This is a genomic window from Afipia sp. GAS231 (assembly GCF_900103365.1).
Classification (GTDB): domain Bacteria; phylum Pseudomonadota; class Alphaproteobacteria; order Rhizobiales; family Xanthobacteraceae; genus Bradyrhizobium.
The window spans coordinates 2,118,031-2,143,017 of record NZ_LT629703.1 but is presented as its reverse complement, the minus strand read 5'-3'; the positions used below and the strand labels follow the sequence as shown (position 1 = coordinate 2,143,017).

Here is a 24,987-nt window from a genome sequence, read left to right as displayed (position 1 = left end):
ACGCAAGTGCGTGCTCCTCAGCCTGAGGAAATGAAAAAGCCCGGCCGAAATATCGGCCGGGCTTGGAATCAAAGCGCGCAGGTTACGCGCCGGTCGGTTGGATCAGTCGCAGACCTCGACGCGGCGGAAACGCCAGCCGTAACCGTCCCAGAAACGCTCGCGGACCATGCGGCAGGCCGGGTAAGGCGCGTCTTCCACATAGACCGGGCCACCGTAGGCCGGGCGGCTCGAAGCGATCGCGCCGCCGACAATCGCGCCGCCGAGGAGGCCCGCTGCGATACCAACGCCGACGCCACGCTGCGCGCTTGCGGGCGTCGCAGCGAGCGAAGCCGCAAGTGTCGTAACCGCGATCAAGGCAGCAAATGTCTTCTTCATATCTTTGGCTCTCCTGGAGTGGCGCCTTCGCCGGCACCTGAGTTTGGAACACCTGGGTTTGGAACACGCTGTCGTTCGTATGAGCCGTCGCGCACCCGGTTCAATTCAAACGCATCAGGCTGTTGGGCCGCAAAAGCGGTTTTTTTCTGCCGCAAATGACAATCACCCCGGAAAACAGGCTGTTTTCCGGGGCGACGGATCAGATTTAATGAAGGTGAACGGGACTAGTTGCAGACCCTGACGTTGCGAACGCGCCAGCCATAGCCGTCCCAGAAGCGCTGGCGCTGCAGGTAGCAATCACCGTAGCCGGGTTCGACGACGTAAGCCGGACCGGGCGCATAGTAGCCGGGACCACCGTAATAGCCGTTCTGCGAAGCGATCGCACCACCGACAATGGCGCCACCGATCAATCCGGCGGCGACACCTGCCGCCACGCCACGCTGCGCTTGGGCGGGAGCGGGCATCGCAACGGCAGAAATAGCCAGCGCCGCGACGGCACCGAGCGCCATCAATGTCTTCTTCATGGCCTCACCTTTCTCATGGGAGCAAAGGACAGTTCCTAAAGCGTTCTGTCCCGGCGAAAATTCCACATTTCGCTTGAATGATCAATGAACGGCTGAGCCTTATTTGGCGACCAATGGGAGGAAATCGGGCCGTCCAGCGGGATCCGGGTCCGGGGGCGAACCAGAGGGTGTCATGACCGGCGGAATAGCGGCATTTTTGGCGGCAGTCGGCGGCACATCGCTGGTTTGCTACTGGCTGATGAACCGGGCAGAAAACCGCAGTGCCCGTCGGCAGGGCGCGTCCGGCGATAGCGCGGACACCGGTGGGACCTATACCGGTGGCTACGGCGGCGATGGCTGGAACGTCGCCTCATGGTTCAGCAGCAACTCCTCATCGGATAGTTCGGGCGCCTCTGGAGACTGGAGCGGTTCCGACAGCGGAGGCGGCGGCGGGGACAGCGGCGGCGGTGGTGGAGATGGCGGCGGGGGTGGCGATTAAGCCCGCAAATTCCCGGGAAAACAGCGGGTTTTTAGCTGTCGCGGCATATCTCTTTAGATTCATTCCAAGCTGTATTCAGCATCAGTTTGGAATTGCTTGAAACTGCGGTTTTTCCTTTTGCATCCGCTGCGGCGCTTCAATATCTGAAAGATCAGAAGCATCACCGATGGGCCCGCCGACTTCATGATCGTCTGTTCCTGCAACGTCCTCAGCGACCATGATGTCCGCAATGCCGTCAGCGCAGCTGGTGACTTGGCGCGCCATCCGAAGCAGATCTACGGCTGCCTCGGCTGCAGCGCCGAATGCGGCCGCTGCGCACGCACCATCAAGACCATCATCGACGAAGCGCTTGGCGCCTGCGCCAAGGCCTGCTGCTCGGGCTGCCCCCACAGCCATGCCGCCGCCAATGACGAGCCGGCCCAGGAAGTCACGCAAGCCTTCGCGCTCGCGGCAAGCTGAAAACCCTCTGAATCTTCTCGATTTTGTGGTTCCCAACCGCTTTCTTGGGGAAGTGGTTGCTCTTGCCTCTGAACTCATTTAGAAGCGTTCTAAATACAGTTTCAGGCCGATCTGGCCTCAAAATCTGGAGTGCACCATGCAGGGCGACCCAAAAGTCATCGACTATCTCAACAAGGGCCTCCGCAGCGAGCTCACCGCCATCAGCCAGTACTGGCTGCATTACCGGCTCCTCAACAATTGGGGCCTGCTGGACATGGCCAAGGTCTGGCGCAAGGAATCCATCGAGGAGATGGAGCACGCCGACAAGTTCACCGACCGGATCCTGTTCCTCGACGGCTTTCCCAACCTGCAGGTGCTGGATCCGTTGCGGATCGGCCAGAACGTCAAGGAAATCATCGACTGCGATCTTGCCTCCGAGATCGCGGCGCGCACGCTCTACCAGGAAGCCGCAACCTACTGCCATGGCGTCAAGGACTACGTCACCCGCGACCTGTTCGAGCAGCTGATGAAGGACGAGGAACATCACATCGATTTCCTCGAAACCCAGCTCGATCTGATCAAGCGCATCGGGCTCGAGCTCTACACCCAGAAGCACGTCGGCGGGCTCGAGAGCGAGCACTAAAGGATTTTGCGACGTTCGTAGCTGTCATCACCCGCGAAAGCGGGTGATCCAGTATTCCGAGACCGTAGGAGCTGAATCGAGAATCCCCAGCGTACTGGATCCCCCGCTTTCGCAGGGGATGACATTTTGGGGTGGCGAAGACACGGGGTCCCTACAGCTGCGTCTTGTAGCGCTCGTAGATCACATCCTGGCTTTCGCGCTCGCCGAGCCCGGTCTGGTCGTGGATCACTTCGCCGATGCTGGGCATCACCGAACGCTCGACGCGATCGCCTCCCCATAGCTTCGAGCGCATCAGCGCCTTGCCGCAGTGGAAATAGACCTCGCTGACGTCGATGCGCAGGGCCGCGCGCGGCTCCTTGCCGAACTCGACCATCGAGGCCAGCAGCTCAGGATCGGCCGACAGTTTTCCTTTGCCGCCGACCCGCAGCGTCTCGTCGATCCCCGGCACAAAGAAGATCAGTTGCACGCAGCCCGATCCTTCGACGATGTTCCTGAAACTGTCGATCCGGTTGTTGCCGGAGCGATCCGGCATCAGCAATTCGTTCGGACCGGCGACGCTGACGAAGCCGGGATTGCCGCCGCGCGGCGAGGCATCGACGCTGCCGTCGGAGCCGGATGTCGCCAGTACGCAGAACGGCGACATGCCGATGAATTTTTTCGCATGCACGTCGATGGCCGGCCGCGCCTTGGCGATCACGCGCGGCGTGGGGGCGGGGTAAATCGTGGCGAGGTCGCTGGCGCTGAAATCGGTCAAGATGTCCTCCGAAGCCGTGTCGTCAGGCCGCCAAAATACCATCGCCTTGCTTCGGCGGCCACTGCTATCGGCGCCATGGCCAGTCGATCCTCCGCGGTACTCACATCGAGTCGGCCGGCACGAAACAGTTGATGATGATGCTGCCGCGGTGATGCACATACCACACCACGGCTTCGCCGACCGGGTTGCCGCGGTCGCGAATGACGGCGCGCTCCGGCACCACCATCCACTCGCCATCGATCGGAACCCAATAGGCGCCCTTGCGAACGTCGTACGTGGTGCGATGGCCGTCGGAGATATCGCAGCAGGGTACGCCGTTCGGGGCCGTCACGCTCTTGAACCAGGCGCGGATGTCGGGCGCGACGTTGTCGTACTGGCCGTTGTCGAACGCGATCGCGGCACTTGCCACTACCGACAGACACGCGAGCAAAACAGATTGCGCGAGCCTTCGCATCCGACCCTCCGCCGTGTCCTCGTTTCATTGCGGGCGCGGATGCGTCCGCAAATCGTAAGCCAAGCAATTCAACCGGAGCCTGATTGCGGATGCACGCTCAAATAATGAGCGATGCGGGCGATCGCAAGATTGATGCGGTGCGAAATCAGCAGCTGTATCGCAGTCTTCCATGTCTCGCCGGCTCACATGGTCCGTTGCGGCGCGGTCCGCAGCAATTGCTGCACCTGCTGTTTCCAGAACGCCGCGTTGCCGGTGGTGAGATGGCCGCGCGTCTCGGTCGAGGCCGGTATCAGGAGCAGCCGGCCGTTCCTGACATGTTTGAGCGCCGCATCGGTGACGCCGGTTTCCGGCGGATTGCGCTCGTCGTCTGCGGCGTTGATTGCGAGCAGCGTGGCCTCGATCTTGTCGAGGCTAACAGACGGATTGTAGTCGTGCGAGGCTTCCCACTGATAGATGAAGTCGTTGGCATCAGCGGTGACCGCCACAGCGAGCCGTTCGTCGACCATCTTGTCGGCCGCGGCTGCCGTCGGCGCCAGCATCTGATAGGCGAGGGTGCCGCCGCCGGTCGCAATGCCATAGGCGTTGACGGCGTATTTCATCATCCGCGGCTGCGCGGTGTAGTTACCACCGTTGTAATCGGGGTCGTTGCGGATGGTCTCGATCATCATCCGCCGCAGCATCCAGTTGCGCGCCGCCATCTCGGTCGGCTGCGAGGCCATCGGCACCAGCGCATCCATGAATTGCGGGTAGCGGCCGCCCCAGATCCAGGTGTGCATGCCGCCCATCGAATTGCCGATCACGAGCCGCAGGTGTTTGACGCCGAGCCCTTCCCTGACCAGGCGGTAATGCGCATCGACCATGTCTTCGTAGTCGTATTTCGGAAATGCCGTCTTCATGCCGTCGGAGGGCTTGGACGATTTGCCGTGACCGAGGCCATCCGGAATGATGATGTAGTATTTCGCGGCATCGAGCGGCTGGCCGGGGCCGAACAGTTCGCCGGCGAATGCCGCCGTCAGCATGTTGGCCGCCGAGCCGCCCGAACCATGCAGCACCAGCACCGGCTGGCCGGTCGGCTCACCGATGGTGGTGTAGTGCAGCCGCAGCTCCGGCATGGTTTGGCCGGTATGGAATTTGAAATCCCTGGCGATCCAGTCGCCCTGTTTCGGGGCCGGATAGTCGGCGGCGGAGGCGGTGAGGGGCGTCAAGGCGAGGGCTACCGACAAGGCTAGTTGCGAAAAATTCATGGTGTTCTCCCCGGGGTGCGGCCGCTTCGGGCCGCTTGCGGAGAGGCTATCACATCGGCTGTTTTGGCGTCACCAGATCGGCGCGCGGCGCCCTAACCCTCGACGTCGGTTTCCGGCCGGTCGCTGCCGGCGGCGGTCTCGGTGTGCCATTTGCCGTCCGCCGTCTCGTATTCAATGGCCTCCGTGCGTCCGGGAACCCGCTGCTCGGCCGCCACCCGCCGTGCTGCGGCGAGCGCCGCGCCCCGGTTCGGAAACGGCTCGGAGAACACGCCGTCGACGGTATAGGCCCAGCCGCCGTCGTGCTGGACGACCTTGTAAGTCACATGGCTCATCAGGGAACTCGCTTTGCCGGGGGTGAACGCGCCGCTCATTCTATGACAGAATAGCCCGCGCTGTCGGAAATTACACCGGCCGTTCGTCCTCGGGGCACGGCTGCTGCTGCATCGCGGGCGAAGGAGAGGACCATGTGCCGCAACATCAAGACGCTGTTCAATTTCGAGCCGCCGGCGACGCATGCTGAAATCCACGCCTCGGCGCTGCAATTCGTGCGCAAGCTGTCCGGCTTCAACTCGCCCTCGCAGGCCAACGCCGAGGCCTTCAACCGTGCGGTCTCCGAAGTCTCCGACAGCGCGAGGCGTTTGCTGACGGCCCTGCAAACGAATGCGCCGGCGCGCGACCGCGAGGTGGAGGCGGCCAAGGCGAAGGAGCGCTCCAAGGCAAGGTTCGGTTGAGCGCGCTTCCATTGGCGTGATGCAGCTCACGGTGCGCAGAGGAGGCCATGCCTACCGTGGCTTCAACCTGCACTGGAGCGATGCCATGACGCCGACGATACCCCTGAAATACTGTTCGATTGCCTTCGCCGTTCTGTGGGGCGGCTGGATGCTGTGGTGGAGCGGAACCTTCACGCCCGCCAACGTCGTCATCCTGGCGCTTTGCGCCGCCGCCGTTGGCTATTTCTGGTATCGCGCCATGCGCTGGTCGTTCCAGTGGATGAAGCTGTTGCCGCAGAATCATATTGACCCCGGCGCCGATCCCGGCGCTGGTCATTCCGCGCCGTGATCAGGCGTCCCATTCGACCGGCAGGTTGAGCAGGCCGCGAAACGCCCAGCCGCCGATCCGCACCGGCTCGCGCGCATCGAGCCGCAAGCCCTTCAATCGCGCGAAGATGCCGGGCAGAGCGACGTCGGCCACCATGGCGCGGGAGGCGAAGGCGCCGGCGCAATAATGCGGCCCGGCGCCGAACGCGATGCTCTTTTGCGTGCTGCGCGTGACGTCGAAACGATCGGGGTCGTCGAAGCAGGCTTCATCCCGATTGGCCGAACCGAACATGAAGAACACGCGGTCCTCAGGCTCGAAATCGACGCCGCCATAGGACCACGGTTTGGCCACCCGGCGCGGCGACATCCCGATCGGCGCGATCCAGCGCGCATATTCCTCGAACACGTCGAGCCATTTGGCCTTGCCATCCCGCACCAGCGCCAATTGATCCGGATGCGTCAGCAGCGCCCAGATCGCGCCGGCGATGGCGTCGCGCGGCTCGTTCTGGCCCCCCGAAATCGCGAGCTTGATATTGGCGCGGATGCTCTCCATCGGCTGGCCTGCGGCCAAGAGCACGCTGAGGATCGAGGTGTTCGGATGCCTGGTCACCACGGGAATCATGTCGTCGATCGCGGCATCGATGCCGGCGGTGGCGGCATGACAGCGCGCCTCGACTTCCCTGTTGCCGGTGTAGTTGGCGATGCCGTCGATCATCGCCTGCGACCACGCGTCCATGTCTGCAAAGCGCATGTTGGTGAGGCCGGTGACGTCTTTCAGGCATTCCGCCGACAGCGGCAGCGCGAACGCCTTGCAGAGATCGGCTGAGCCGCGCGGCGCCAGTTCGTCGAGGATGCGGTCGGCATGGGCCTTAAACTGCCGCACCCAGGTGTCGCGCACCGTACGCGGCGACACCGCCGGAAACATCGCGGTCCGCTCCGCCATGTGCGCATCGCCGTCCTTGCGCATCATGTTGTGGCCCATCAGCACGTTCATCAGGCCAGCCGGCTGGTGCGAGGAGAAGATGTCGATGCGCTTCTCCTGCGTGAAGATATCATCGCGCCGCGTGAATACGGTGGAGTTGAGCTGCGGCACGAACGCGATCGGCGCTTCCTTGCGCATTTTTGCCAGCGCCGGATAGGGATCGGCCCAGAACGCCGATACGTCGATGTCGAAATGCGGGGCGTTGGACATGGTGTGCTCAAATCGTCCGGTAGCCGCCGTCGACCATCACGATCGAGCCCGAGACATAGGCCGACATGTCGGAGGCGAGGAAGATCGCGGGGCCGACGATGTCGTCGGCGGTGCCGGCGCGGCCGAGCGGGGTGTGGGCGACGAAGACTTTGGCCAGCTCCGGATTGCTGGCGCGCACTTTCTCGTTCAGCGGCGTCTCGATGAAGCCCGGGCCGATCGCGTTGACGCGGACACCGTCCTTGCCGAGCTCGGCCGCGAGCGCCTTGGTGAAGCCGAGCACGCCGTGCTTCGAGGCCGTGTAGGCCGGCGAACTCGGCGTCTTCAAATGCACGAAGGACTGGATCGAGCCGATATTGACGATGCGCCCTTTCAGGGCGCGCAACGGCGCGAGGAAGGCATAGGTGACGTTGAAGACGCCGTTGAGGTTGATGGCGATGATGTCTTCCCAATCCTTGATCACGGCTTCGGCGGCACCCAGCATGCCGTTGCGGCGGGCGATGCCGGCATTGTTGACGAGGATCGAGACCTGCCCGACCTTGTCGGCGATAGTCTTCGCCATTGCGAAACAGTCGTCGCGTTGGCTGACGTCGAGTGCAAAGCTTTCCGCCTTGCCGCCGGCGTCACGGATTTCCTTCGCCACATCGGCCGCCGCCTTCTCGTTCATATCGAGGATGACGATTCGCGCGCCCTCGCGGGCATAGCCGTTGGCGATCGCGCGCCCGATGCCGGAGCCTGCGCCGGTGACGACGGCGATATGATTGGCGAGAAGGGGCATGGCACGCGTTTCCTCTGTTTTGCGATTTTGGCAGAGGATAGCAAGCATGCCCGCCGGCACAAGGTGGCAAGAGTTGCGGGCAGATATGCCACGGCGCGCTTTCGGGCGGGCATTTGCCCGCCCTTCGGCAACCCGGTCAGAACGAGCAGGTGCCGTCGCGCAGCATGCCGTCCTTGAATATCAGCGCGTCGCCGAAGGTCGGGACTTCGCTGCCGACGATGACGCTATAGTTCGACGGCCACGGCGCGGTCGGGACGCTCTCGTCCCAGATCTGGCAGAAGCCGGAATCCTGCCAGCGGATCAGGTGAAACGCGGCCTCGGCGGGGCTTGACGCGGCGAGCGCGGTGAAACCAATGGCGGCAACGGCGGAAAGGGCAAACAGGCGACGCATCGACAATCTCCATTCTGAAAAAACAGGGCGTTCGGGCCCGGCTATGGATTTTGTCCGGCGAAGCCGCGATTGGTTCAAATCCGCTTCTTCGATTCCGGTCACCGTCAGCGGCTCACCGCCGCATGAATGGCCTCGCAATGCCGTACCAGGTTGGGATGATCGGAAACAAATGCCTTCAGCGGCGTCGGGATCGGATAGTAGTGGATGTTGGCGATGAAGCCGTAGATGCCGGCATCGATGCTGCCGGGGTTGGGGCCATGCACATAGCCGTCAGGGGGGATCAGGTCGGCCAGCACCTGCAGGTCCGACAGTCCCCGCGCATAGGCCTGGTCGGGCGCATAGCGGCCGATGCCCTGGAAGTAATAACGCTGCGCGTTGTATTCCCTGGCCTTGTTCAACCCGGCCTCGTCGATCTGCGCATGCTGCGCCATGAAGGCATCGCGAACTGCCGGGAAGAAGCGATCATCCTTCCAGCGCGAATACGACATCACCCAATAGAGATCGTCGAGCAGGCGCGTGACCAGATGGTCGGTGGTGCGCTGCGCCGGCGTAAGCTGAGCGTCGATGGTCAGGCGATATTTTTCGATGAGATGCGCGAGGATGGTTTCGCTGTCGCCGATCGCCACACCGTCGTCGACGATATAGGGCAACTGCCCCCGCGGCGCTTTCGACGCGTCGAATACATGTTCATGCGTGAACCGGACGCCGGCGAGCTTGAGAAAGGCGTAGACCTTCAGGCCGTAGCCGTTGTTGTCGGCGACGCCGAACAGCTTTGGATAGGAATACAGGGTGAGCATGTGATGCACTCTTGCTTCGTAGGGTGGGTTAGCCGGAGGCGTAACCCACCATGTCACGCCGCGATCAGTTTCGGTGGATTACGCTTCGCTAATCCACCCTACGGCTACGGCTTCAACTGCGCGACACCCTCGATCTCGATCAGCATCTTGGGATTGGGCAGCGCCGCCACCACGCAGGTGGTGCGGGCCGGATAGGGCGCCGGCCCGAACGCGGACGCATACAGCGCGTTCATGGCGGCGACGTCGGAGGCGCGGGTCAGCAGCACGTTGACCTTGACCAGGTCGCGCAACGTCGCCCCGGCCTCGCCGAGCACGCGCTTGATGTTGGCGACCACAAAGCCGAACTGCGCCTCAAAACCCTCGGCCAGCTCGCCGTTTTCGTCGAAGCCGGGAATGCCCGAGATGAACAGCAGGTCGCCGGTGCGGGCGGCAAACGACAGCGGCGGCGATTTGATGCCTGATGGAGGGGCGAAGTGTTTGATGGGGGACATGGGGACTCCTTTTCGCCATGGTGGCAACGCAATGATGGAACCACTTTGCCCATCCGTCCCATCGGTTACAATCGCCAAAGCGCGACTCGCTTCGCAACGCAACACGCATTCATCAATCCCGGGAAACCCATTCATGAAGATGTCATCCGCCCTCCGTGTCGCTCTGCTCGCCCTGACCGCCTTTGCCGGCACCATGCTGTCCTCGGCCTCGCATGCCGACGAGGGCTTTGTGCAGCTTGTGATCTACAAGGCCGGCTGGATCATCGGCGGCTCCGGCGGCAGCGGCAGCCTGACGTTCCGCGGGCGAACCTATGCTCTCTCGACCGGCGGCCTCGACTATGGCCTGGTGTTCGGTGGCTCGAAGACGGTGCTGCGCGGCCGCGTCAGCAACATCTATCGCCCGTCCGATGTCGCCGGCGTCTACGGCGCCGCCGGTGCCGGCCTCGCGGTGGGCCGCGGCGCCCGCGCCATCGTGCTGACCAACCAGAAGGGCGCCGTGCTGGAACTGTCCGGCAGCCAGACCGGGTTGATGGCGAACGCCGATCTCAGCGGGCTCGCGATCACGATGCGGTAGCGAACCGGTGGACCGCGAATCGCTGGCCGCGGCTTACGCGGCGCCGTGTCGTCACTATCACAACCTGGCGCATATCGAAGATTGCCTCGCCGCGCTGGCGCGGGTGGACAATCTTTCGGCGGCCGAGCGAGAGATTCTGTCCGAGGCCATCTGGTGGCACGATGTCGTTTACGATGCCACGCGGGCCGACAACGAAGATCTCAGCGCTCGTTTGGCCGAGCAGCACGTCCGCCAGGATCTTCGTGCGGAGGTGGGCCGGCTTATCCGCCTGACCAAAACCCACGAGGTCGAACCGCATGACCGCCTTGGGGCAATCCTGATCTCGATCGACCTCAGCATCCTCGGCGCGGAGCCCGCGCGGTACGACGCCTATGCGGCTGCGATCCGGCAGGAGTACGCCCATGTGGCGGATCGCGACTACCGTGCCGGCCGCGCCAGGGTGCTCGGTCACTTCGCGGCCCGCCCGTTCATCTTTCCCGATGCCGGCTTTGCCGAGGCGTATGACCGCAAGGCCCGCGAGAATATTGCGCGGGAGTTGGCGTCGTTGAGCCAATAACGGCTCGGTGTTCCTATTCAACTATCAAACAGCCCTGCCGTCATCGCCCGGCTTGACCGGGCGAACCAGTACTCCGCGGCCCATCGATTCCATCACGAACGTCTCTTGAATACTGGATCGTCCGCCTTCGCGGACGATGACAGCGGAAATCATTCTCGCGGCATCATCTGCCCGAAGTTTTCCATTTCGTTTGCCCTCTTGGAAATCAGAGGGCGCAGGGAAGACCGGGTGCGCGCCGCACCCGCGGTCTCGTACGCGATAGTTGCAACAAGATTTGCGCACGAGCATACAGGTTTGGCGGAAGCCTCCGGCCTTCCCTGCGCAATGGCTTTACGGCTTATACGAGATCGTCCTGGTGACCCTGCTTTTTGTGACACCATCGCTCTCGGGCAGCGTTGGCTGCCTTCGAACTTGACGCCTGCATCGGGGCGTCGGACCCAAACGATTTCACCGTACGTAAAGACCACGCTCGTCAGTCGCGATCCCACGTCCACCGCTCCCTGCCCCTCGTTTGCGACGATGGCCTACGCCCCTTGTGTCCAAAAAATTTGGCAGAATGAGCGAACGGGCGGTTGCGGACCAACCGCCCGTTGCTGGAACTGAGCCCGTACGCCCCAAAGGCGACAGAGCCTGTACCAGAGCGAGGGACAGCTCCGGCGTCTTCCTCAACCCGAACAGTTGCAAGGGCTTCGAGCCCGTACCGAGCAAGGAAGGGAGTGGATGATGGCACAAGATGATCGCATTGTCGTGGGCATCGATGTGGCAAAGGACAAGGTGGATGCGTGCATTCGCTCGCTGTCATTGCGTCAGGTCTGTCCGAACACGGGACAAGGCCACCGCAAGCTGGTGGCCTGGCTTCGCAAGTACAAGGCAACCAGGGCTGTGATGGAGGCGAGCGGCGGTTACGAGCGTGACTGGGCCAAGCTACTGCGCCAGGCCGGTGTCGAGGTGCGGATCGTCGACCCCAAACGCGTCCGCAGCTTCGCGCTATCGGCCGGCCGGCTGGCAAAGAACGATGTGATCGACGCGGAGATGATCGCCTGGTTCGCCGAGATATTTACCGAGGCGCCGAGCCAGACCCACGATGCCGCACGCGAGGAGTTGCTGGCGCTGGTGAAAGCGCGCATCGGTCTGGGTGATCTCAAGACGCGCTTGCAAAGCCAAAACGAGCATGCTGCACCAGGACTGGTTCAGAAAACGCATGCCCGCGTCTTGAAGAATCTGGTCAGTGAAATTGCCAAGCTCGAGGCGGCAATTGCGGCCAAGATCAAGGCCTCGCCACACCTTGCCGAGCGTGCCGAGATCATCGAGAGCGTGCCGGGCCTCGCCGAAACGACCTCCGCCAACCTCATTGCGGGGATGCCGGAGCTTGGGCAGGTGAGCAACAAGATCGCCGGTGCGTTATTAGGCGCCGCCCCGTACGACGACGATAGCGGCCATCGGCGCGGTGAGCGTCATATCAAGGGTGGCCGCCGCTGGGTCCGCAACGCCATCTACATGCCCTGCCTCGGCGCAGCCACGCAGAACAACCCGGTGCTCAAGGCCTTCTACGACCGCCTGATTGCCAAGGGAAAGAAGCCGAAAGTGGTGCTTGTCGCCTGCATGCGCAAGCTCATCGTCATCCTCAACATCATGATCGCACGACGGCAGAAATGGGATCCCAGCCGTTACGCACTGAACTGAGCGAGCGCACCTCACCGCGCTCGGTCATCGACCGAGCGCATGCCAAGCCAACAGACCGGAGAGCGGACGGGGTCAAGGCCGTAAGCCGCCGAAGGCGGGGCGCGCCCCGCACCAGCCTTGAGGCCCGGCCGATCGCCGGTTTACTTCAGCACAGTTGCTCTGGTGGGACAGGATGGCGGGAGTTATGAATTTGATTTGCCCGACGGGGCCAGCGATTTATTTTTGCGCGAAGGGCTGGACAGGGTTTGGGTGATTTGCCCGTCGGGCTACTTTGTCGCAGGTTGCGACGAAAAATTGTTCTTGTGCTCGAAATGGAATCAGAATCTCAGCGAGCCGCCGTAGGGTGGGTTAGCGAAGCGTAACCCACCAACTTGCAAGCTCGGTTATCGAAAGAAAGGCGGCCGATTACGCTTCGCTAATCCGCCCTACGGCCCTAGCATGCGCGCCAAACGTCTCCGGGGAGGAAACCATGAAGTTGAAGATCGCTGCCAGTCTGCTCGCGCTTGCTTTGTCGGCCGGCGCCGCCGCCGCGCAACCGGCCAAGAATCTCAAGGAGCAGATCGTCGGCACCTGGAATTTCGTGGTCGCCGAAGTCGCGGCGCCCGACGGCAAGAAGTCGTTCCCGTTTGGCGAGACGCCGAAGGGCGTCCTGATCTTCACCGCCGACGGCCGCTTCGCGCAGATCCACGTCGCCGGCGACGTGCCGAAGATCGCCTCCAACAATCGCATGACCGGCACGCCGGAGGAATACGCGGGGATCATGCGGCGCAGCCTGTCGGTGTTCGGCACCTACACCGTCGACGAGGCCAAAAAGACTGTCACCTATAACATCGTGTCGTCCTCATTCCCGAACTGGGAGGGCGAGGCGCAGACCCGCAATATCGACAAGCTCACCGACGACGAGTTCGTCAACACCAACCCGAACGTCGGCGGCGGGCGGGGGAGTGCGAGTAATTTTTATCGGCGGGTGAAGTAGGGGGACGGGGTAGGGTGGGTTAGGCGAAGCCGTAACCCACCGCGATCCGGATGCTGTCGCGGAGAGATGCGGCGGATTACGCTGCGCCAATCCGCCCTGCGGTCCTAGCGGTCGGTAGCCGGATCTTCCCCCTTCTTTCGTGCGGCCTTCTCTTTCGCTTTTTGGCTTTCCGGTTCTGGTGGCTGAACAAGCAAACTTGGCATGGGAAATTCGGTCGGAAGCTGGGGGCGGCTTTTGTTCCGCCAATGCTTGCGACGCTTTGGGTGAAGGAATGGTACCAATGCGGTGACGAACAATCCCAGCGTACAAACTTCGGCAATCAATCGTTCTAGGTCTTCGAAATCGGCTTCTGCACTAGCATGCCCGACCGGTCCTTTCCCAGTTGCTCTTCGCCATTGCGGTTTGTCGCCATTGTCTCCGCGGAAAATACTGTGAGAATGGATCAGCATATTCCTATTTACGCGCAGGATGTTGAATGCCTTACATGCAAAAGATATCGCATTTAACACGTCTTGATCTTTGAGACGTTGCTTCGACAATCGTAAGGCAACATCAGCCTTAGAAGTATTTCCCATCCCTCCCGTGATGGCCATTCCGGAAGAATAGTCGCCGAGCAATTCCCAAATTATGGTCGTGAAGAATTGCTCGACCATATTCCATTCGAGTGAGAGGCGGCCGAGATTGTAGACGAGTGGAAGAGCCTCCTCCGTTTCATGATAGTCAGCAATGAAAGAGCCCATGGTGGATTCGATTTCGCTGATGCGGCGGCCTGATTGGAGTTTGCTTAAAATAGCTTTAGTTGTGAGCGCAGCCTAGCGCAATTCTGGGCGAAAAGGCCGGGCTCTCGCCCGGCCTTTCGTTTTCCGATGGATGCCCGGGTCAAGCCCGGGCATGACGCGGCGAGAGCTCTCCCTCACAACACCCGATTGCTCTCCTTCACCTTCTCCGCATCCAGATACACATTCGATCCCATCTCCTTGAACTTCTGGCTCATCTGCGCCATGCCGTCCTCGATGACGCCCGAGACCGACATGCCGACGGCGCCACCGGCGATCGCGCGCTTGTCGGGGTCGTTCAGCGTCGCGGCGTAATCGCGGACGTCCTGGGTGATCTTCATCGAGCAGAATTTGGGGCCGCACATCGAGCAGAAGTGTGCGACCTTGTGGGCTTCCTTCGGCAGCGTTTCGTCGTGGTAAGCGCGGGCGGTTTCCGGATCGAGGCCGAGGTTGAACTGGTCCTCCCAGCGGAAGTCGAAGCGGGCGCGTGAGAGCGCGTCGTCGCGCAGTTGCGCGGCGGGGTGGCCCTTGCCGAGGTCGGAGGCGTGGGCCGCGATCTTGTAGGTGATGACGCCGACCTTGACGTCGTCGCGGTTTGGCAATCCCAGATGCTCCTTCGGCGTCACGTAGCACAGCATGGCGCAGCCGAACCAGCCGATCATGGCGGCACCGATGCCCGAGGTGATATGGTCGTAGCCCGGGGCGATGTCGGTGGTCAGCGGCCCGAGCGTGTAGAACGGCGCTTCGCCGCATTCCTTGAGCTGCTTGTCCATGTTGATCTTGATCTTGTGCAGCGGCACATGGCCGGGGCCTTCGATCATGACCTGGCAGCCCTTCCTCCAGGCTATCTGCGTCAGTTCGCCAAGCGTCTCCAGTTCGGCGAATTGCGCGCGGTCGTTGGCGTCGGCGATCGAGCCCGGCCGCAGCCCGTCGCCGAGCGAGAACGAGACGTCGTACTTCCGCATCAGGTCGCAGATTTCCTCGAAGTGGGTGTAGAGGAAGCTCTCCTTGTGATGCGCCAGGCACCACTTCGCCATGATCGAGCCGCCGCGCGAGACGATGCCGGTGACGCGGTTGGCGGTGAGGTGGATGTAGGGCAGGCGCACGCCGGCGTGGATGGTGAAATAGTCGACACCCTGTTCGCACTGCTCGATCAGCGTGTCCTTGTAGAGCTCCCAGGTCAGCTTGACGGGATCGCCTTCGCACTTCTCCAGCGCCTGATAGATCGGAACGGTGCCGATCGGGATCGGCGCGTTGCGCAGAATCCATTCCCGCGTGGTGTGGATGTTGCGGCCGGTGGAGAGGTCCATCACGGTGTCGGCGCCCCAGCGGATCGCCCACACCATCTTGTCGACCTCTTCCTCGACCGACGAGGTCACGGCGGAGTTGCCGATATTGGCGTTGATCTTGGTGAGGAAGTTGCGGCCGATGATCATCGGCTCCAGTTCGGCGTGGTTGATGTTGCAGGGGATGATGGCGCGGCCGCGCGCGATCTCGCTGCGGACGAATTCCGGCGTGACGAAAGCGGGCACGCTGGCGCCAAAGCTCTCGCCATCGGCGATCGCGGCTTCGGCGCGCTCAAGCTGCACTTTGCGGCCAAGATTTTCGCGGGTCGCGACGTAGATCATCTCCTTGGTGATGATCCCGGCGCGGGCGAATTCGAGCTGCGTGATCATGTGATCGCCGACGCCGCGCAACGGCTTGTGATGCGCGGTGAATGCTTTTGCCGCATGCGAGGCGCCGACATTGCCGTTGTCTTCGGGCTTGATGTCGCGGCCTTCATACTCCTCGACGCCGCCGCGCTCCTTGACCCATTCGATGCGCGCGCGCTTCAGGCCGGCGTTGACGTCGATGGTGACATCGGGATCGGTGTAGGGGCCCGAGGTGTCGTAGACCGGCAGGTTCGGCTCGCCGGCGCCTTCGCTGAGGATGATCTCGCGCAGGGGAACGCGAACATCCGGCGCTTCATCGGGCGTCACCCAGATCTTGCGCGAGGCGGGCAGGGGTCCGGTGGTGACGGCGGGAAGCGTGGTGTCGGGGTTGGAGCGGATGTTCATGGCGTATCCTCCGTTGTGTTTGTCATTCCGGACGGGCCGCGAAGCGGACCGATCCGGAATCTAGAAGTTGTGAATCTCAGCTCGAGATTCCGGGTTCGCATCTTCGATGCGCCCCGGAATGACGGCGGTGGTTGGTTTCGTAAACTGTCTCACGCGGCCTCCGCGTTCTGGCCGAGCCATTGCCGCACCCGCGCATCGGGGTCGGCGTTTTGCGTGACGTCGCTGACGACGGCGATGGAATCGGCTCCGGCGGCGAAAATCTCGGCCGCCTGTTCGAACTTGATGCCGCCGATCGCGACCAGCGGGATGGTGCCGATGCGCTTCTTCCACTCGGTGATTTTTGGAATGCCCTGCGGCGCGAAGCGCATCGATTTCAGCGTGGTCGGGAAAATCGGGCCCAGCGCGACGTAATCGGGCTCGGCGCGCAACGCGGTCTCAAGCTCCGCGTCGTCATGGGTGGAAATGCCGAGCGTCAGTCTGGCGTTGCGGATTTCGGCGAGGTCCGCATCGACGAGATCTTCCTGGCCGAGATGCAGATGCTGCGCTCCGGCGACGATGGCCGCGCGCCAGTAGTCGTTGACCACGAGTTTTGTCCGCGTGCCCTTGGTCACGGCCAGCGCATCGCTGACGATCTGCAGCGCCTGCGAGTCGTTGAGGTCCTTGGCGCGCAGCTGAATGGTGCCGACGCCAAGCTTGGTCAACCGCGCCACCCAGGCGACGCTGTCGACGACCGGATAGAACTTGTCAGGATACAGCATGCCAGAAGGGTGTCCCGATGACAGGGGTGGAAGGGGAGGCGAAGTCGCGGGCTTCCATCAAGCCCGCCTCAAAAGCGGTGCGGCCGGCTTCCACGGCAAGGCGGAACGCGTTCGCCATCGCCACCGGATCGGCGGCTTTGGCAATCGCGGTGTTGAGCAGCACGGCGTCGTAGCCGAGTTCGAGCGCATGCGCCGCATGCGACGGCGCGCCCAAACCAGCATCGACCACCAGCGTGATATCGGGCAGCCGGTCGCGCAGCAGCTTTAGCGCGTCGCGGTTGATGATCCCCTTGGCGCTGCCGATTGGTGCTGCCCACGGCATCACCACCTTGCAGCCGGCATCGACCAGCCGCATCGCAACACCAAGATCTTCGGTGCAATAGGGGAACACTTCAAAGCCGTCCTTGATCAGGATCGCGGCGGCCTCGACCAGGCCGACCACGTCGGGCTGCAGCGTGTCGTTGTCGGCGATCACCTCGAGCTTGATCCAGGGCGTGGAGAATAACTCGCGCGCCAGCTTTGCGGTGGTCACCGCCTCGCGCACGCTGCGGCAGCCGGCGGTGTTCGGCAGCACCATGACGTCGAGCTCGCGGATCAGCGACCAGAACGCATCGCCGGTCTTGCCGCCGGCGGCCTCGCGCCGCAGCGACACCGTGACGATGTTGGCGCCGGACGCCCGAATGGCGCCCTGCATGATCGCCGGGGACGGATACAGCGCGCTGCCGATGAGGAGGCGGGAGGTGAAGGTTTTGCCGTAGAAGTTCAGCATGGTGTTTCTCATTTCGTCCTCCCGGCCACGTCTGTCATCCCCGCGAAGGCGGGGATCCAGTACGCCGGGAAACCGGAGATTGAACCGAGAGGCCGCGGCGTACTGGGTCGCCCGGTCAAGCCGGGCGATGACAGCGGAGTGTGGGGCGCAAGCATCATCCTCACCCTCCCTGCCGTGGCGTGATGATCTCGATTTCGTCGCCGCTCTTCAGCGTGGTTTCGGCCCAGCGGCTCTTCGGCAGCACGTCGTAATTCACGGCGATCGCAAAATGCGTGCCTTCGTATTCGAGCTCGCTGAGCAGTGCGTCGATGCGCGAGGCTGATATCTCGCGCGCTTCGCCGTTAACAGTTACACGCATCGCATCACCTCATTGTCGATCGCGCCGCGCTCGACATGCGCCAGCGTCAGTTCCGCCAGCGCCGGGGCCAGCAGGAAACCGTGACGATAGAGCCCGTTCACGGCGATCTTTTTCTTCTCCACCGTGATCCGCGGCAGGTTGTCAGGGTAGGCGGGACGAAGGCCGGAGCCGAATTCGAGAATCCGCGCCTCGGCAAACGCCGGATGCACGGCATAGGCGGCACCCAACAGCTCCAGCGCCGAGCGCACGCTGACGCCGGTGTCCTCGGCCTCGATCGAGGTCGCCCCCAGCATGAACTTGCCGTCGCCGCGCGGGATGACGTAGAGCGGCCAGCGCGGGTGGATCAGCCGCACCGGGCGCGACAGTTCGACCTCACTGGTTTCGACGATGATCATCTCGCCCTTGACGCCGCGCAGCTCCTTCTGCCGGTCGCGCGCGGCAAGGCCACGGCAATCGATCACGATGCCTTCAAGATTTTGGCCGCCGAGATCGTCGACATCGACGTCGCTGTCGAACTTGATGGTGCCGCCGGCCGCCGTGATCCGCGCATGCAGCTCCGGCAGCACGCGGCGCGGCTCGACATGGCCTTCGTCGGCATAAAACAGCCCGTCGCGGAAACGGCCTTCCAGCGACGGTTCGAGTTCGCTCACAGCGCTCGCGTCGAGCCTGACGTGGCCGGTGGTGAGTTTGGCAAAGCGTTCGAAATCGGCGCGGTCGCGCGCATGCGCCACCACCAGCGAACCGTTGAACGGGGTTTTGGGAAAATGCTCGCGCCAGAGATCGAGCGAGCGCAAGCCAAGCCGGCCGATCACGGGCTCAGAGGCCTCGGCCTCGCACCAAGGCGCCAGCATGCCGCCGGCCCAATGGCTGGTGGCCAGCGTCATGGCGTCGTCACTGCGCTCGTATAGCGTGACGGCGTGGCCGGCCTGCGCGAACAGCAGCGCCTGCCAGGCGCCGGCAATGCCCGCTCCGATGATGGAAACGGGGGAATCCCCCCGCGACTTCGAACCCTGTAACATCCCTGTCCCTTCGCCGGCATGACCCGGATCAGGTTCAAAGGGTCACCGCGGTCCCCGGCTTCACCTCCGAAAAGGTCAGCCAAAGCATGCGGTATCTCAGCTCCTCGTCGGAGCTCCCCTCGGAACGGGTCTAATGTAGGCCGATGGACCGAGGTGTCAACGCGGCTGTGCGGCGTTTGCACCGCTGGAAGAACTGGCAGCCATGCCGGCAGACGGTCGGGGAACCCGCTCTTTGGCGTCCGCGAGCTTCTTGTGGGCAGCCTTTGGCGAGGGCGTCAGCACCGACTTGAGCTTCGCAAGGATCGGCGTCAGCACGAGCGGCCCTGGCGGGGGCTTTGGCTTCGCGGCATGGTGGCCTTTGGGCCGGGCGGCGACTTCCCTTGGCTTGACGGCCTCCGTCGGCTTTTCGGTTTGCTCGGGCTCGGCCTCAGCGGGCACCGCGGTATCCACCGCCGCTTCCTTTGGCTCGGAGACCGACTGCTTCAGCTCGACGGACGCTTCCTTCGCGGGCTCGGCGTCTTTCGGCGGTGCACTCGCAAGCACAGGCTCGGGCTGCCTGGGCCGCGCCAACCGCTGGCGCTTCGCGACCTCGTAATAGCCGGCGGCATAAAGACGCACGGTGCGGTCGTGATCGCCCTGTGCGGCGCGGTAGGCGCCGGCGAGGTATTTGACGCCATAGGTCAGGTTGGTTTCGGGATCGCGCAGGCCTTCGGCGTCGCCCTGGTAGCCAACGCCGCGCGCGGTCGCGAGCTTGATCTGCATCAGCCCGATGGTGCCGCCGCGCCCGATCAGGTCCGGGTGATATTTGCTTTCGCGCACGATCACCCGATGCACCAGCGCTTCCGGTACCCCGTTCGCGTGCGCGTGAACCGCGACCATCTTTTCGTAAGCCGCGCGGCTCTGCGCTTTCGCCTCGGGCGAAAACAGCAGCGCTGCCGCGGCGGCGAGCCAGGCAATAACAGGCAAACGCTTCATGAAAAGGGTCTCAGCCGGGCGCGATGAATTTGGGCGCGCGTTAATGATTTGGGCGGCGCACTATCGCGGCCAGATGTGGCGAAAAGCGGACGGGATATGGCTTTGGCACACGGGGATAATGACAGGCTCCGCGGCGTCTCGAAGGATAGGCGGCGCGATCGCGGCCTCATGGTTCGCCCGGCGATGCAGAGGTGCGAAGCCGCGCGCCTCACCATGTGGGTCTAATATTTTCTCCGTATTTTTCCGCACCGCCAACACGCATGATTGTCGTGCAAAAGACGCAAAGCGGGTCTAAGATTTTTTTCGGCAGCGTTGCACGGTTGCGACAGCAAATCTGTCCCAAGTCCAGAATCTGCAATTCAACTGCAAATCAAATCAAAATAAAATCTGAGGGAGATGCGCCATGATTGGATCAGGCTCGAGTTATCAGCCCCGCCAAAATCCCTGCGCGCAATGCGGCAAGCCGATCGCACGACCGGACTGGATTGAAAGCAGCCCGGGCCGGACCTCGTTCCTCTGGTTCTGCCGCGCCTGCAATTATCGCTTCGAGGCGATTGCGATCTACGACGAAGCGGATCCGGACGCGATCGCGGCGTAACAACGCGTTTTAGATTTGACGCGTTTTCTTCACGCGAACCGCAAAAACACTTCGCTTGAAAACGCTATGTAAATCAGGCGGCCGTGCGCTCGATCTGCTGATGCACCGGCAGTTGAATGCGCACCACCAGCCCGTGCGGCTGGCGGTCGTGCAGCGACAGCGCGCCGCCATGGGCCAGCACGATGGCATTCGCAATCGATAGACCAAGGCCGAAGCCCGAGGTCTCGTCCATGTTGCGGGCGTCGTCGCCGCGCACGAACGGCTCCAGCATGTTGTTCTTCTGCGCGTCCGAAATGCCGGGGCCATCGTCCTCGACATCGATGGTGACGACATCAGGCGAGGTGCGCAGGCGGATGGTCGCTTCGGCGCCGAACCTGACAGCATTCTCGACCAGATTGGTGACGCTGCGGAGCAGGTCGTCGGGGCGGACGGTCGCCATCGCGTGCGGCGGCCCGTCATAGCTCACCTTGCGGCCCATATCGCTGAACTGATCGGTGACAAGCTGCAAGGTCGAGGCGATATCGACCAGTGTCATTGCTTCGAGCTTGCGATCGTTGCGCAGGAACGACAGCACGGACTCCAGCATCGAGCGCATCTGGTCGAGATCGCCGAGCATGCGGCTGCGATGGGTTTCGTCCTCGATGAATTCCGAGCGCAGCCGCATCCGCGTGATCGGCGTGCGCAGGTCGTGGCTGATCGCGGCCAGCATCTTGGTGCGGTCGTCGATCAGGCCGGTGATGCGCTCGCGCATCCGGTTCAGCGCCTTCGCCACCGAACGGATCTCCTCCGGCCCGCGTTCGGGCAGCGGCGCGGCGGCGCCGTTGAGACTGAAACTTTCGGCGGCCCTGGCGAACGACGACAGCGGCGCCGTCAACGCGCGCGCCGCCCACAGCCCGAGCAGGGTGACGCTGATCACGGCGAACAATAGCGTCATCATCCATGGGCTGCCCAGGAACGGCGGGCGCTGCCGCTGATCCGACAGGATGTTGGCCGAGATCATCGCGCCGTCCGGCAACGCGATGCCGAGTTTACGGGTCTCGCCATCGGGCGGCAGCGCAAAGATGTGATAGCCATTGCCAAGGCGCCGGTGCAGACCGCGCAGGTTGATGCCGTCAGGTTCCGCCGCTACCGGCGTTCCCGGCGCGAGGCTCGCGATGCCGAGCAGCGGGAAGGCGCGTGCGATATCGCCCATCAGCCGCGGCCGATCCGGCGCCGCCGCCGCGCCGAGCAAATGCGCTGAAGCGGCGAGCTGCGAATGGCCGCGGTCGAACGACGAATCCGGCTGGTCCGGCCGGTGGATCAGGAAACTCGCGGTGATGATCAGATGCAGCGCCACGATGGAGGCAACGACCAATGCTGCGATCTGGCCGCTGATGCCGCGCAGGTTGAGGAAACCGAAAAACTTCATAACGCGCATTTCATGGCGGACAACGCCGGCTCAGTTGCCGGCGGCTGCTGTCGGTTCAACTCTTGATCGGTTCGACTCTCGGCGTGAACACGTAGCCGCCGGACCGCACCGTCTTGATCAACGTCGGCTCCAGCGGATCGGGCTCGATCTTGCGGCGGATGCGGCTCACCAGCACGTCGATCGAGCGCTCGAACGAGCCGGCGTTGCGCCCTTGCGTGAGGTCGAGCAGGCTGTCGCGCGACAGCACGCGGCCGGGCCGCTCGCACAGGGTGCGCAGCAAATCGAATTCGGCTGATGTCATCGCGACGCGGGCGCCTTCGGGATCGCGCAATTCCCGCAAACGGAGGTCGATGCGAAAGCCGGCAAAACTCAGCGCGGTCGCGCCCTCGGTGGTGCTGGCGGTTTGGGCCGCGGCCTGCCGGCGCAGCACCGCATTGATCCGGGCCAGCAATTCGCGCGGATTGAACGGCTTTGCCAGATAGTCGTCGGCGCCCATCTCCAGGCCGAGAATACGATCGACGTCCTCGCCGCGCGCGGTCAGCATGATGATCGGCGTCTGCGATTCCGCGCGCACCTTGCGGCACAGGCTGAGGCCGTCTTCGCCGGGCAGCATGACGTCGAGGATCAACAGATCGACGCGATGGTCGGTCATCGCGCGCGCCATTTCGCGGCCGTCGGTCGCTGTGGTGACGTTGCAGGAATTGGTGCGCAGGTATTTCGCGATCAGCGTTCGCGTCTCGCGGTCGTCTTCCACGACGAGGATGTTGGGCACGGGCTGGGCCATATCGACCTTTTGTCGGAGATTCGGGGCGAAGGGCGAATGATTTTTGTTTCCGGATGTTTCCGGGTTCCCCCGGGCAACACAAGGTAACAGCTAAGACGCCGCTGAAAAGGTCTCGTTAAGACCGTTAACCCTACGGTCGGGGCGTCGAATACGAACCTTTTCCTGGAGCTATCATGACCTCGATCTCGGCGGCCTCTGCCAGCACCTACCAGTCGCCCCTGCAGAAATTGCAGGCTGAGTTGCAGTCCCAAGTCACCTCCGGCGCGATCTCCTCGACCGACCAGAACGCACTGTCCTCGGCGCTGACCGACATCGATTCCTCGATCCAGTCCAGCCGCTCCAGCGACCAGTCCAGCGGTAGCCAGCCCGGAGACATCAAGTCCAAGATCGACGACCTGATCTCAAGCGAGGTCTCCTCGGGCAAGCTGACCAGCGACCAGGCCACCGAACTGCAGGGCGTCTTCAAGGCCGCCTTCGCCAACGGTCCCGGCGGGGCCGGCGGCGATGCTTCGGGCGGCGGCGGTCCGGGTGGAGCAGGCGGCCCGGGTGGTGCCGGTGGCGCCCATCATGGACATCACGGCGGCGGATCGAAGTCCGGCGACGCCTCGTCCTCGGATTCCTCGAGCTCGTCCTCGTCGAGCACGAGTTCGGCCAGCGACCTGCTGCAGCAATTCCTGCAATCGCTGCAGGAAGCGGCGAGCAGCTCGTCGTCGAGCTCCTACAGCTCGACCGGCAGCACCAGTTCGTCGAGTAGCAGCTCGTCGCTTTCGGCGCTGCTGATCGACTACCAGAGCTGAAATCCTTTCTGACGCGGGCGACGCGCGACCCTCGGATCGTGTCAGGCAGCCATCCTTCCCGAAAGGGAAGGGTGGCTGTTGTATTTTCGCGGCGTTTCCAATCGGCGCGGAACCGGCGCCACGATGCGACGTTAACCCGTTTAATTTACGTCTGGAGGGTGCGATGGCAATCGAGGTCATGACCAGGCCGCATCAGTTGATCGCGAGCGACCGGATCGAAGGCACCGCGGTGCGGCGGCCGAACGGCGACAAGATCGGCCACGTCGAACGGCTGATGATCGACAAGGTCTCCGGCAAGGTGTCCTACGCCATACTGAGTTTTGGCGGCTTCCTCGGCATCGGAACCAATCTGCTGCCGCTGCCCTGGGGCCGGCTCTGTTACAACACCAGGTTCGAGGCCTACGAACTCGACATCGAGGATGAGGAACTGAAGCGCGCGCCTTCGTTCCGCGCCGACAAGGATTTCGACTGGGGCGATCGTGCGCAGGAAGCGGAGCTGCATCGCTATTACGGCATGCCGCCTTACTGGGGCGGCTTTTGATCGCAGTGTTCCCGTGTAAATTTGCGGAACAGTTGCTGCGTTCACGGGTTTTCCCAGTATCGATTTCAGACTGAGGAGAACTTGAAATGTTAGCCAGATATACCATCGCGGCCCTTGCCGGTTCCGCGCTGCTTGCCGGTGCCGCGTTCGCACAGACACCTGCCGCGACCACCACCGACAGCGCCGGCGCGGCGCCCGCGTCCACGACATCTTCGTCGCTCCAGGGTGACTGGCGTGCGTCCAAGATCGCCGGCCTGAGCGTCTACAACGACAACAACGAGAGCGTCGGCTCGATCAACGACCTGCTCACCGACAAGAGCGGTAACATCAAGGCGGTCGTGATCGGCGTCGGCGGCTTCCTCGGCGTCGGCGAACATCTCGTCGCCGTACCGTTCGACAAGGTGAAGTTCGTCACCGAGCCGGTGGCCTATACCGGTGCGGCCAACGCGCCGGGCGCATCCGGGGCCGCCAGGACGTCTTCGACCATGCCGCCTTCTTCGACCACGACGACGGGCGCTGCGACCATCGCGCCGGCGGCGACCGCGAAGCCCAATCCCTGGTATCCGGACCACGCCGTGTACAACGCGACCAAGGATGAGTTGAAGGCGATGCCGGAGTTCAAGTATTCGATCAACTAAGGCATCGTTTCAATTGATCGCCTAAAATGAAAACGCGCCCGGTTTTGCCGGGCGCGTTTTTTATTGATGCGGTTTCTAAACCTCGTCCCCGCGCGCGGGAGAGCATAGGCCGCCTTTGGCGGCCGTC

The 24,987-nt window shown here is 63.0% G+C and carries 33 protein-coding genes, 1 pseudogene and 1 riboswitch; of the genes and pseudogenes, 13 read left to right on the top strand and 21 right to left on the bottom strand.

What is annotated here, in order from left to right; all coding sequences use genetic code 11:
- Positions 1 to 102 precede the first annotated feature (102 nt).
- Both BLS26_RS10230 and BLS26_RS10225 read right to left on the bottom strand, forming a co-directional pair.
- A complete protein-coding gene (locus tag BLS26_RS10230; protein WP_092510676.1) occupies positions 103 to 375 on the bottom strand; it encodes a hypothetical protein in 273 nt (90 codons plus the stop codon).
- Positions 376 to 599: 224 nt separating this feature from the next.
- Positions 600 to 899, bottom strand: a complete 300-nt coding sequence (locus tag BLS26_RS10225; protein WP_092510675.1) for a hypothetical protein — start codon at positions 897 to 899, stop codon at positions 600 to 602.
- A 172-nt stretch (positions 900 to 1,071) separates the two neighbouring features.
- Here BLS26_RS10225 and BLS26_RS10220 point away from each other — a divergent pair, with 172 nt between their 5' ends.
- Positions 1,072 to 1,377, top strand: a complete 306-nt coding sequence (locus tag BLS26_RS10220) for a hypothetical protein (RefSeq protein WP_092510673.1) — start codon at positions 1,072 to 1,074, stop codon at positions 1,375 to 1,377.
- A gap of 81 nt (positions 1,378 to 1,458) precedes the next feature.
- Here the strand turns inward: BLS26_RS10220 and BLS26_RS36275 are convergent, their stop codons facing one another.
- On the bottom strand, positions 1,459 to 1,641 hold the full coding sequence (locus BLS26_RS36275; protein WP_172804505.1) for a hypothetical protein: 183 nt from the start codon (positions 1,639 to 1,641) through the stop codon (positions 1,459 to 1,461).
- Between BLS26_RS36275 and BLS26_RS10215 the strand changes: the two genes are divergently transcribed.
- On the top strand, positions 1,561 to 1,836 hold the full coding sequence (locus BLS26_RS10215) for a bacterioferritin-associated ferredoxin (protein ID WP_092510671.1): 276 nt from the start codon (positions 1,561 to 1,563) through the stop codon (positions 1,834 to 1,836). The two genes, BLS26_RS36275 and BLS26_RS10215, sit on opposite strands and share 81 nt — an antisense overlap.
- Positions 1,837 to 1,972: 136 nt before the next feature.
- Complete coding sequence (gene bfr / locus BLS26_RS10210; protein WP_092510669.1) at positions 1,973 to 2,458, top strand: bacterioferritin; 486 nt, start codon at positions 1,973 to 1,975, stop codon at positions 2,456 to 2,458.
- Positions 2,459 to 2,609: 151 nt separating this feature from the next.
- Here bfr and BLS26_RS10205 read toward each other — a convergent pair whose 3' ends face one another.
- The 4 genes from BLS26_RS10205 to BLS26_RS10190 all read right to left on the bottom strand — a co-directional run bounded on the left by BLS26_RS10205 (position 2,610) and on the right by BLS26_RS10190 (position 5,242).
- The gene (locus tag BLS26_RS10205; RefSeq protein WP_092517901.1) at positions 2,610 to 3,212 is read right to left on the bottom strand and encodes an MSMEG_1061 family FMN-dependent PPOX-type flavoprotein; all 603 of its coding nucleotides are present in this window, start codon (positions 3,210 to 3,212) and stop codon (positions 2,610 to 2,612) included.
- A gap of 100 nt (positions 3,213 to 3,312) precedes the next feature.
- Positions 3,313 to 3,666, bottom strand: coding sequence for a hypothetical protein (locus BLS26_RS10200; RefSeq protein ID WP_092510667.1), 354 nt, complete (start codon positions 3,664 to 3,666; stop codon positions 3,313 to 3,315).
- 182 nt (positions 3,667 to 3,848) lie between these two features.
- On the bottom strand, positions 3,849 to 4,910 hold the full coding sequence (locus tag BLS26_RS10195) for an alpha/beta fold hydrolase (RefSeq protein WP_092510665.1): 1,062 nt from the start codon (positions 4,908 to 4,910) through the stop codon (positions 3,849 to 3,851).
- A gap of 92 nt (positions 4,911 to 5,002) precedes the next feature.
- Complete coding sequence (locus BLS26_RS10190) at positions 5,003 to 5,242, bottom strand: DUF2188 domain-containing protein (protein ID WP_092517891.1); 240 nt, start codon at positions 5,240 to 5,242, stop codon at positions 5,003 to 5,005.
- Between the two features lie 132 nt (positions 5,243 to 5,374).
- Between BLS26_RS10190 and BLS26_RS10185 the strand changes: the two genes are divergently transcribed.
- The gene (locus BLS26_RS10185; RefSeq protein WP_092510663.1) at positions 5,375 to 5,641 is read left to right on the top strand and encodes a DUF2277 domain-containing protein; all 267 of its coding nucleotides are present in this window, start codon (positions 5,375 to 5,377) and stop codon (positions 5,639 to 5,641) included.
- Positions 5,642 to 5,726: 85 nt separating this feature from the next.
- Positions 5,727 to 5,969, top strand: coding sequence for a hypothetical protein (locus tag BLS26_RS10180; RefSeq protein WP_092517889.1), 243 nt, complete (start codon positions 5,727 to 5,729; stop codon positions 5,967 to 5,969).
- Here the strand turns inward: BLS26_RS10180 and BLS26_RS10175 are convergent, their stop codons facing one another.
- The 5 genes from BLS26_RS10175 to BLS26_RS10155 form a co-directional block, all read right to left on the bottom strand.
- Positions 5,970 to 7,139: a cytochrome P450 gene (locus BLS26_RS10175; protein WP_092510661.1), complete on the bottom strand. Its 1,170-nt coding sequence runs from the start codon at positions 7,137 to 7,139 to the stop codon at positions 5,970 to 5,972.
- 7 nt (positions 7,140 to 7,146) lie between these two features.
- Positions 7,147 to 7,914: an SDR family NAD(P)-dependent oxidoreductase gene (locus BLS26_RS10170; RefSeq protein ID WP_092510659.1), complete on the bottom strand. Its 768-nt coding sequence runs from the start codon at positions 7,912 to 7,914 to the stop codon at positions 7,147 to 7,149.
- 136 nt (positions 7,915 to 8,050) lie between these two features.
- Complete coding sequence (locus BLS26_RS10165) at positions 8,051 to 8,305, bottom strand: hypothetical protein (protein ID WP_092510657.1); 255 nt, start codon at positions 8,303 to 8,305, stop codon at positions 8,051 to 8,053.
- 104 nt (positions 8,306 to 8,409) lie between these two features.
- Positions 8,410 to 9,102, bottom strand: coding sequence for a glutathione S-transferase family protein (locus BLS26_RS10160; protein ID WP_092510655.1), 693 nt, complete (start codon positions 9,100 to 9,102; stop codon positions 8,410 to 8,412).
- Positions 9,103 to 9,206: 104 nt separating this feature from the next.
- The gene (locus BLS26_RS10155; protein WP_092510653.1) at positions 9,207 to 9,593 is read right to left on the bottom strand and encodes a RidA family protein; all 387 of its coding nucleotides are present in this window, start codon (positions 9,591 to 9,593) and stop codon (positions 9,207 to 9,209) included.
- Between the two features lie 133 nt (positions 9,594 to 9,726).
- Between BLS26_RS10155 and BLS26_RS10150 the strand changes: the two genes are divergently transcribed.
- The 4 genes from BLS26_RS10150 (at position 9,727) to BLS26_RS10135 (ending at position 13,382) form a co-directional block, all read left to right on the top strand.
- Positions 9,727 to 10,167, top strand: a complete 441-nt coding sequence (locus BLS26_RS10150; protein WP_092510651.1) for a hypothetical protein — start codon at positions 9,727 to 9,729, stop codon at positions 10,165 to 10,167.
- A 7-nt stretch (positions 10,168 to 10,174) separates the two neighbouring features.
- Positions 10,175 to 10,723, top strand: coding sequence for a phosphohydrolase (locus BLS26_RS10145; protein WP_092510649.1), 549 nt, complete (start codon positions 10,175 to 10,177; stop codon positions 10,721 to 10,723).
- Positions 10,724 to 11,443: 720 nt separating this feature from the next.
- Positions 11,444 to 12,406 (top strand): IS110 family transposase, encoded by a 963-nt coding sequence (locus tag BLS26_RS10140; RefSeq protein WP_092509475.1) that lies wholly within the window; start codon positions 11,444 to 11,446, stop codon positions 12,404 to 12,406.
- A gap of 469 nt (positions 12,407 to 12,875) precedes the next feature.
- Positions 12,876 to 13,382, top strand: coding sequence for a lipocalin-like domain-containing protein (locus BLS26_RS10135; protein WP_092510647.1), 507 nt, complete (start codon positions 12,876 to 12,878; stop codon positions 13,380 to 13,382).
- Positions 13,383 to 13,486: 104 nt separating this feature from the next.
- On the opposite strand, the gene BLS26_RS35635 is transcribed toward BLS26_RS10135, so the two are convergent.
- The 7 genes and pseudogenes from BLS26_RS35635 to BLS26_RS10100 form a co-directional block, all read right to left on the bottom strand.
- A complete protein-coding gene (locus BLS26_RS35635; protein ID WP_157676398.1) occupies positions 13,487 to 14,122 on the bottom strand; it encodes a hypothetical protein in 636 nt (211 codons plus the stop codon).
- Between the two features lie 173 nt (positions 14,123 to 14,295).
- A complete protein-coding gene (gene thiC, locus BLS26_RS10125; protein WP_092510643.1) occupies positions 14,296 to 16,215 on the bottom strand; it encodes a phosphomethylpyrimidine synthase ThiC in 1,920 nt (639 codons plus the stop codon).
- A gap of 149 nt (positions 16,216 to 16,364) precedes the next feature.
- Positions 16,365 to 16,973, bottom strand: a complete 609-nt coding sequence (locus BLS26_RS10120; RefSeq protein ID WP_092510641.1) for a thiamine phosphate synthase — start codon at positions 16,971 to 16,973, stop codon at positions 16,365 to 16,367.
- Positions 16,960 to 17,742 (bottom strand): thiazole synthase, encoded by a 783-nt coding sequence (locus BLS26_RS10115; protein WP_092510639.1) that lies wholly within the window; start codon positions 17,740 to 17,742, stop codon positions 16,960 to 16,962. The genes BLS26_RS10120 and BLS26_RS10115 overlap by 14 nt, the downstream gene beginning before the upstream one ends.
- Before the next feature lie 160 nt (positions 17,743 to 17,902).
- A complete protein-coding gene (thiS, locus tag BLS26_RS10110; RefSeq protein ID WP_092510637.1) occupies positions 17,903 to 18,100 on the bottom strand; it encodes a sulfur carrier protein ThiS in 198 nt (65 codons plus the stop codon).
- On the bottom strand, positions 18,091 to 19,119 hold the full coding sequence (locus tag BLS26_RS10105) for an FAD-dependent oxidoreductase (protein ID WP_092510635.1): 1,029 nt from the start codon (positions 19,117 to 19,119) through the stop codon (positions 18,091 to 18,093). Before BLS26_RS10105 ends, thiS begins: the two co-directional genes overlap by 10 nt.
- Positions 19,107 to 19,249: riboswitch (TPP riboswitch) on the bottom strand. It overlaps the preceding gene by 13 nt.
- A gap of 440 nt (positions 19,250 to 19,689) precedes the next feature.
- Positions 19,690 to 20,094: pseudogene (locus tag BLS26_RS10100) on the bottom strand (transglycosylase SLT domain-containing protein); the annotation flags it as partial.
- 403 nt (positions 20,095 to 20,497) lie between these two features.
- Here BLS26_RS10100 and BLS26_RS10095 point away from each other — a divergent pair.
- Positions 20,498 to 20,692 carry a hypothetical protein gene (locus BLS26_RS10095; protein ID WP_092510633.1) on the top strand — a complete coding sequence of 65 codons (195 nt, stop codon included), beginning with the start codon at positions 20,498 to 20,500 and terminating at the stop codon, positions 20,690 to 20,692.
- A gap of 73 nt (positions 20,693 to 20,765) precedes the next feature.
- Here BLS26_RS10095 and BLS26_RS10090 read toward each other — a convergent pair whose 3' ends face one another.
- Positions 20,766 to 22,100 (bottom strand): ATP-binding protein, encoded by a 1,335-nt coding sequence (locus tag BLS26_RS10090; RefSeq protein WP_092510631.1) that lies wholly within the window; start codon positions 22,098 to 22,100, stop codon positions 20,766 to 20,768.
- Between the two features lie 55 nt (positions 22,101 to 22,155).
- Positions 22,156 to 22,884, bottom strand: a complete 729-nt coding sequence (locus BLS26_RS10085; protein WP_092510629.1) for a response regulator — start codon at positions 22,882 to 22,884, stop codon at positions 22,156 to 22,158.
- Positions 22,885 to 23,057: 173 nt separating this feature from the next.
- On the opposite strand from BLS26_RS10085, the gene BLS26_RS36270 reads away from it, so the two are divergent.
- The 3 genes from BLS26_RS36270 (at position 23,058) to BLS26_RS10070 (ending at position 24,860) form a co-directional block, all read left to right on the top strand.
- Positions 23,058 to 23,681 carry a hypothetical protein gene (locus BLS26_RS36270; RefSeq protein ID WP_092510627.1) on the top strand — a complete coding sequence of 208 codons (624 nt, stop codon included), beginning with the start codon at positions 23,058 to 23,060 and terminating at the stop codon, positions 23,679 to 23,681.
- A gap of 163 nt (positions 23,682 to 23,844) precedes the next feature.
- Complete coding sequence (locus tag BLS26_RS10075; RefSeq protein ID WP_092510625.1) at positions 23,845 to 24,222, top strand: PRC-barrel domain-containing protein; 378 nt, start codon at positions 23,845 to 23,847, stop codon at positions 24,220 to 24,222.
- 86 nt (positions 24,223 to 24,308) lie between these two features.
- Positions 24,309 to 24,860, top strand: a complete 552-nt coding sequence (locus BLS26_RS10070) for a PRC-barrel domain-containing protein (protein ID WP_092510623.1) — start codon at positions 24,309 to 24,311, stop codon at positions 24,858 to 24,860.
- Positions 24,861 to 24,987: the final 127 nt, after the last annotated feature.

Bases quoted from the DNA above. Each gene is read 5' to 3' on its own strand.
- BLS26_RS10230 (WP_092510676.1), bottom strand. From the start codon at position 375: ATGAAGAAGACATTTGCTGCCTTGATCGCGGTTACGACACTTGCGGCT.
- BLS26_RS10225 (WP_092510675.1), bottom strand. From the start codon at position 899: ATGAAGAAGACATTGATGGCGCTCGGTGCCGTCGCGGCGCTGGCTATT.
- BLS26_RS10220 (WP_092510673.1), top strand. From the start codon at position 1,072: ATGACCGGCGGAATAGCGGCATTTTTGGCGGCAGTCGGCGGCACATCG.
- BLS26_RS10215 (WP_092510671.1), top strand. From the start codon at position 1,561: ATGATCGTCTGTTCCTGCAACGTCCTCAGCGACCATGATGTCCGCAAT.
- BLS26_RS36275 (WP_172804505.1), bottom strand. From the start codon at position 1,641: ATGGCGCGCCAAGTCACCAGCTGCGCTGACGGCATTGCGGACATCATG.
- bfr (WP_092510669.1), top strand. From the start codon at position 1,973: ATGCAGGGCGACCCAAAAGTCATCGACTATCTCAACAAGGGCCTCCGC.
- BLS26_RS10200 (WP_092510667.1), bottom strand. From the start codon at position 3,666: ATGCGAAGGCTCGCGCAATCTGTTTTGCTCGCGTGTCTGTCGGTAGTG.
- BLS26_RS10195 (WP_092510665.1), bottom strand. From the start codon at position 4,910: ATGAATTTTTCGCAACTAGCCTTGTCGGTAGCCCTCGCCTTGACGCCC.
- BLS26_RS10190 (WP_092517891.1), bottom strand. From the start codon at position 5,242: ATGAGCCATGTGACTTACAAGGTCGTCCAGCACGACGGCGGCTGGGCC.
- BLS26_RS10185 (WP_092510663.1), top strand. From the start codon at position 5,375: ATGTGCCGCAACATCAAGACGCTGTTCAATTTCGAGCCGCCGGCGACG.
- BLS26_RS10180 (WP_092517889.1), top strand. From the start codon at position 5,727: ATGACGCCGACGATACCCCTGAAATACTGTTCGATTGCCTTCGCCGTT.
- BLS26_RS10175 (WP_092510661.1), bottom strand. From the start codon at position 7,139: ATGTCCAACGCCCCGCATTTCGACATCGACGTATCGGCGTTCTGGGCC.
- BLS26_RS10170 (WP_092510659.1), bottom strand. From the start codon at position 7,914: ATGCCCCTTCTCGCCAATCATATCGCCGTCGTCACCGGCGCAGGCTCC.
- BLS26_RS10165 (WP_092510657.1), bottom strand. From the start codon at position 8,305: ATGCGTCGCCTGTTTGCCCTTTCCGCCGTTGCCGCCATTGGTTTCACC.
- BLS26_RS10160 (WP_092510655.1), bottom strand. From the start codon at position 9,102: ATGCTCACCCTGTATTCCTATCCAAAGCTGTTCGGCGTCGCCGACAAC.
- BLS26_RS10155 (WP_092510653.1), bottom strand. From the start codon at position 9,593: ATGTCCCCCATCAAACACTTCGCCCCTCCATCAGGCATCAAATCGCCG.
- BLS26_RS10150 (WP_092510651.1), top strand. From the start codon at position 9,727: ATGAAGATGTCATCCGCCCTCCGTGTCGCTCTGCTCGCCCTGACCGCC.
- BLS26_RS10140 (WP_092509475.1), top strand. From the start codon at position 11,444: ATGATGGCACAAGATGATCGCATTGTCGTGGGCATCGATGTGGCAAAG.
- BLS26_RS10135 (WP_092510647.1), top strand. From the start codon at position 12,876: ATGAAGTTGAAGATCGCTGCCAGTCTGCTCGCGCTTGCTTTGTCGGCC.
- BLS26_RS35635 (WP_157676398.1), bottom strand. From the start codon at position 14,122: ATGGGCTCTTTCATTGCTGACTATCATGAAACGGAGGAGGCTCTTCCA.
- thiC (WP_092510643.1), bottom strand. From the start codon at position 16,215: ATGAACATCCGCTCCAACCCCGACACCACGCTTCCCGCCGTCACCACC.
- BLS26_RS10120 (WP_092510641.1), bottom strand. From the start codon at position 16,973: ATGCTGTATCCTGACAAGTTCTATCCGGTCGTCGACAGCGTCGCCTGG.
- BLS26_RS10115 (WP_092510639.1), bottom strand. From the start codon at position 17,742: ATGCTGAACTTCTACGGCAAAACCTTCACCTCCCGCCTCCTCATCGGC.
- thiS (WP_092510637.1), bottom strand. From the start codon at position 18,100: ATGCGTGTAACTGTTAACGGCGAAGCGCGCGAGATATCAGCCTCGCGC.
- BLS26_RS10105 (WP_092510635.1), bottom strand. From the start codon at position 19,119: ATGTTACAGGGTTCGAAGTCGCGGGGGGATTCCCCCGTTTCCATCATC.
- BLS26_RS10095 (WP_092510633.1), top strand. From the start codon at position 20,498: ATGATTGGATCAGGCTCGAGTTATCAGCCCCGCCAAAATCCCTGCGCG.
- BLS26_RS10090 (WP_092510631.1), bottom strand. From the start codon at position 22,100: ATGAAGTTTTTCGGTTTCCTCAACCTGCGCGGCATCAGCGGCCAGATC.
- BLS26_RS10085 (WP_092510629.1), bottom strand. From the start codon at position 22,884: ATGGCCCAGCCCGTGCCCAACATCCTCGTCGTGGAAGACGACCGCGAG.
- BLS26_RS36270 (WP_092510627.1), top strand. From the start codon at position 23,058: ATGACCTCGATCTCGGCGGCCTCTGCCAGCACCTACCAGTCGCCCCTG.
- BLS26_RS10075 (WP_092510625.1), top strand. From the start codon at position 23,845: ATGGCAATCGAGGTCATGACCAGGCCGCATCAGTTGATCGCGAGCGAC.
- BLS26_RS10070 (WP_092510623.1), top strand. From the start codon at position 24,309: ATGTTAGCCAGATATACCATCGCGGCCCTTGCCGGTTCCGCGCTGCTT.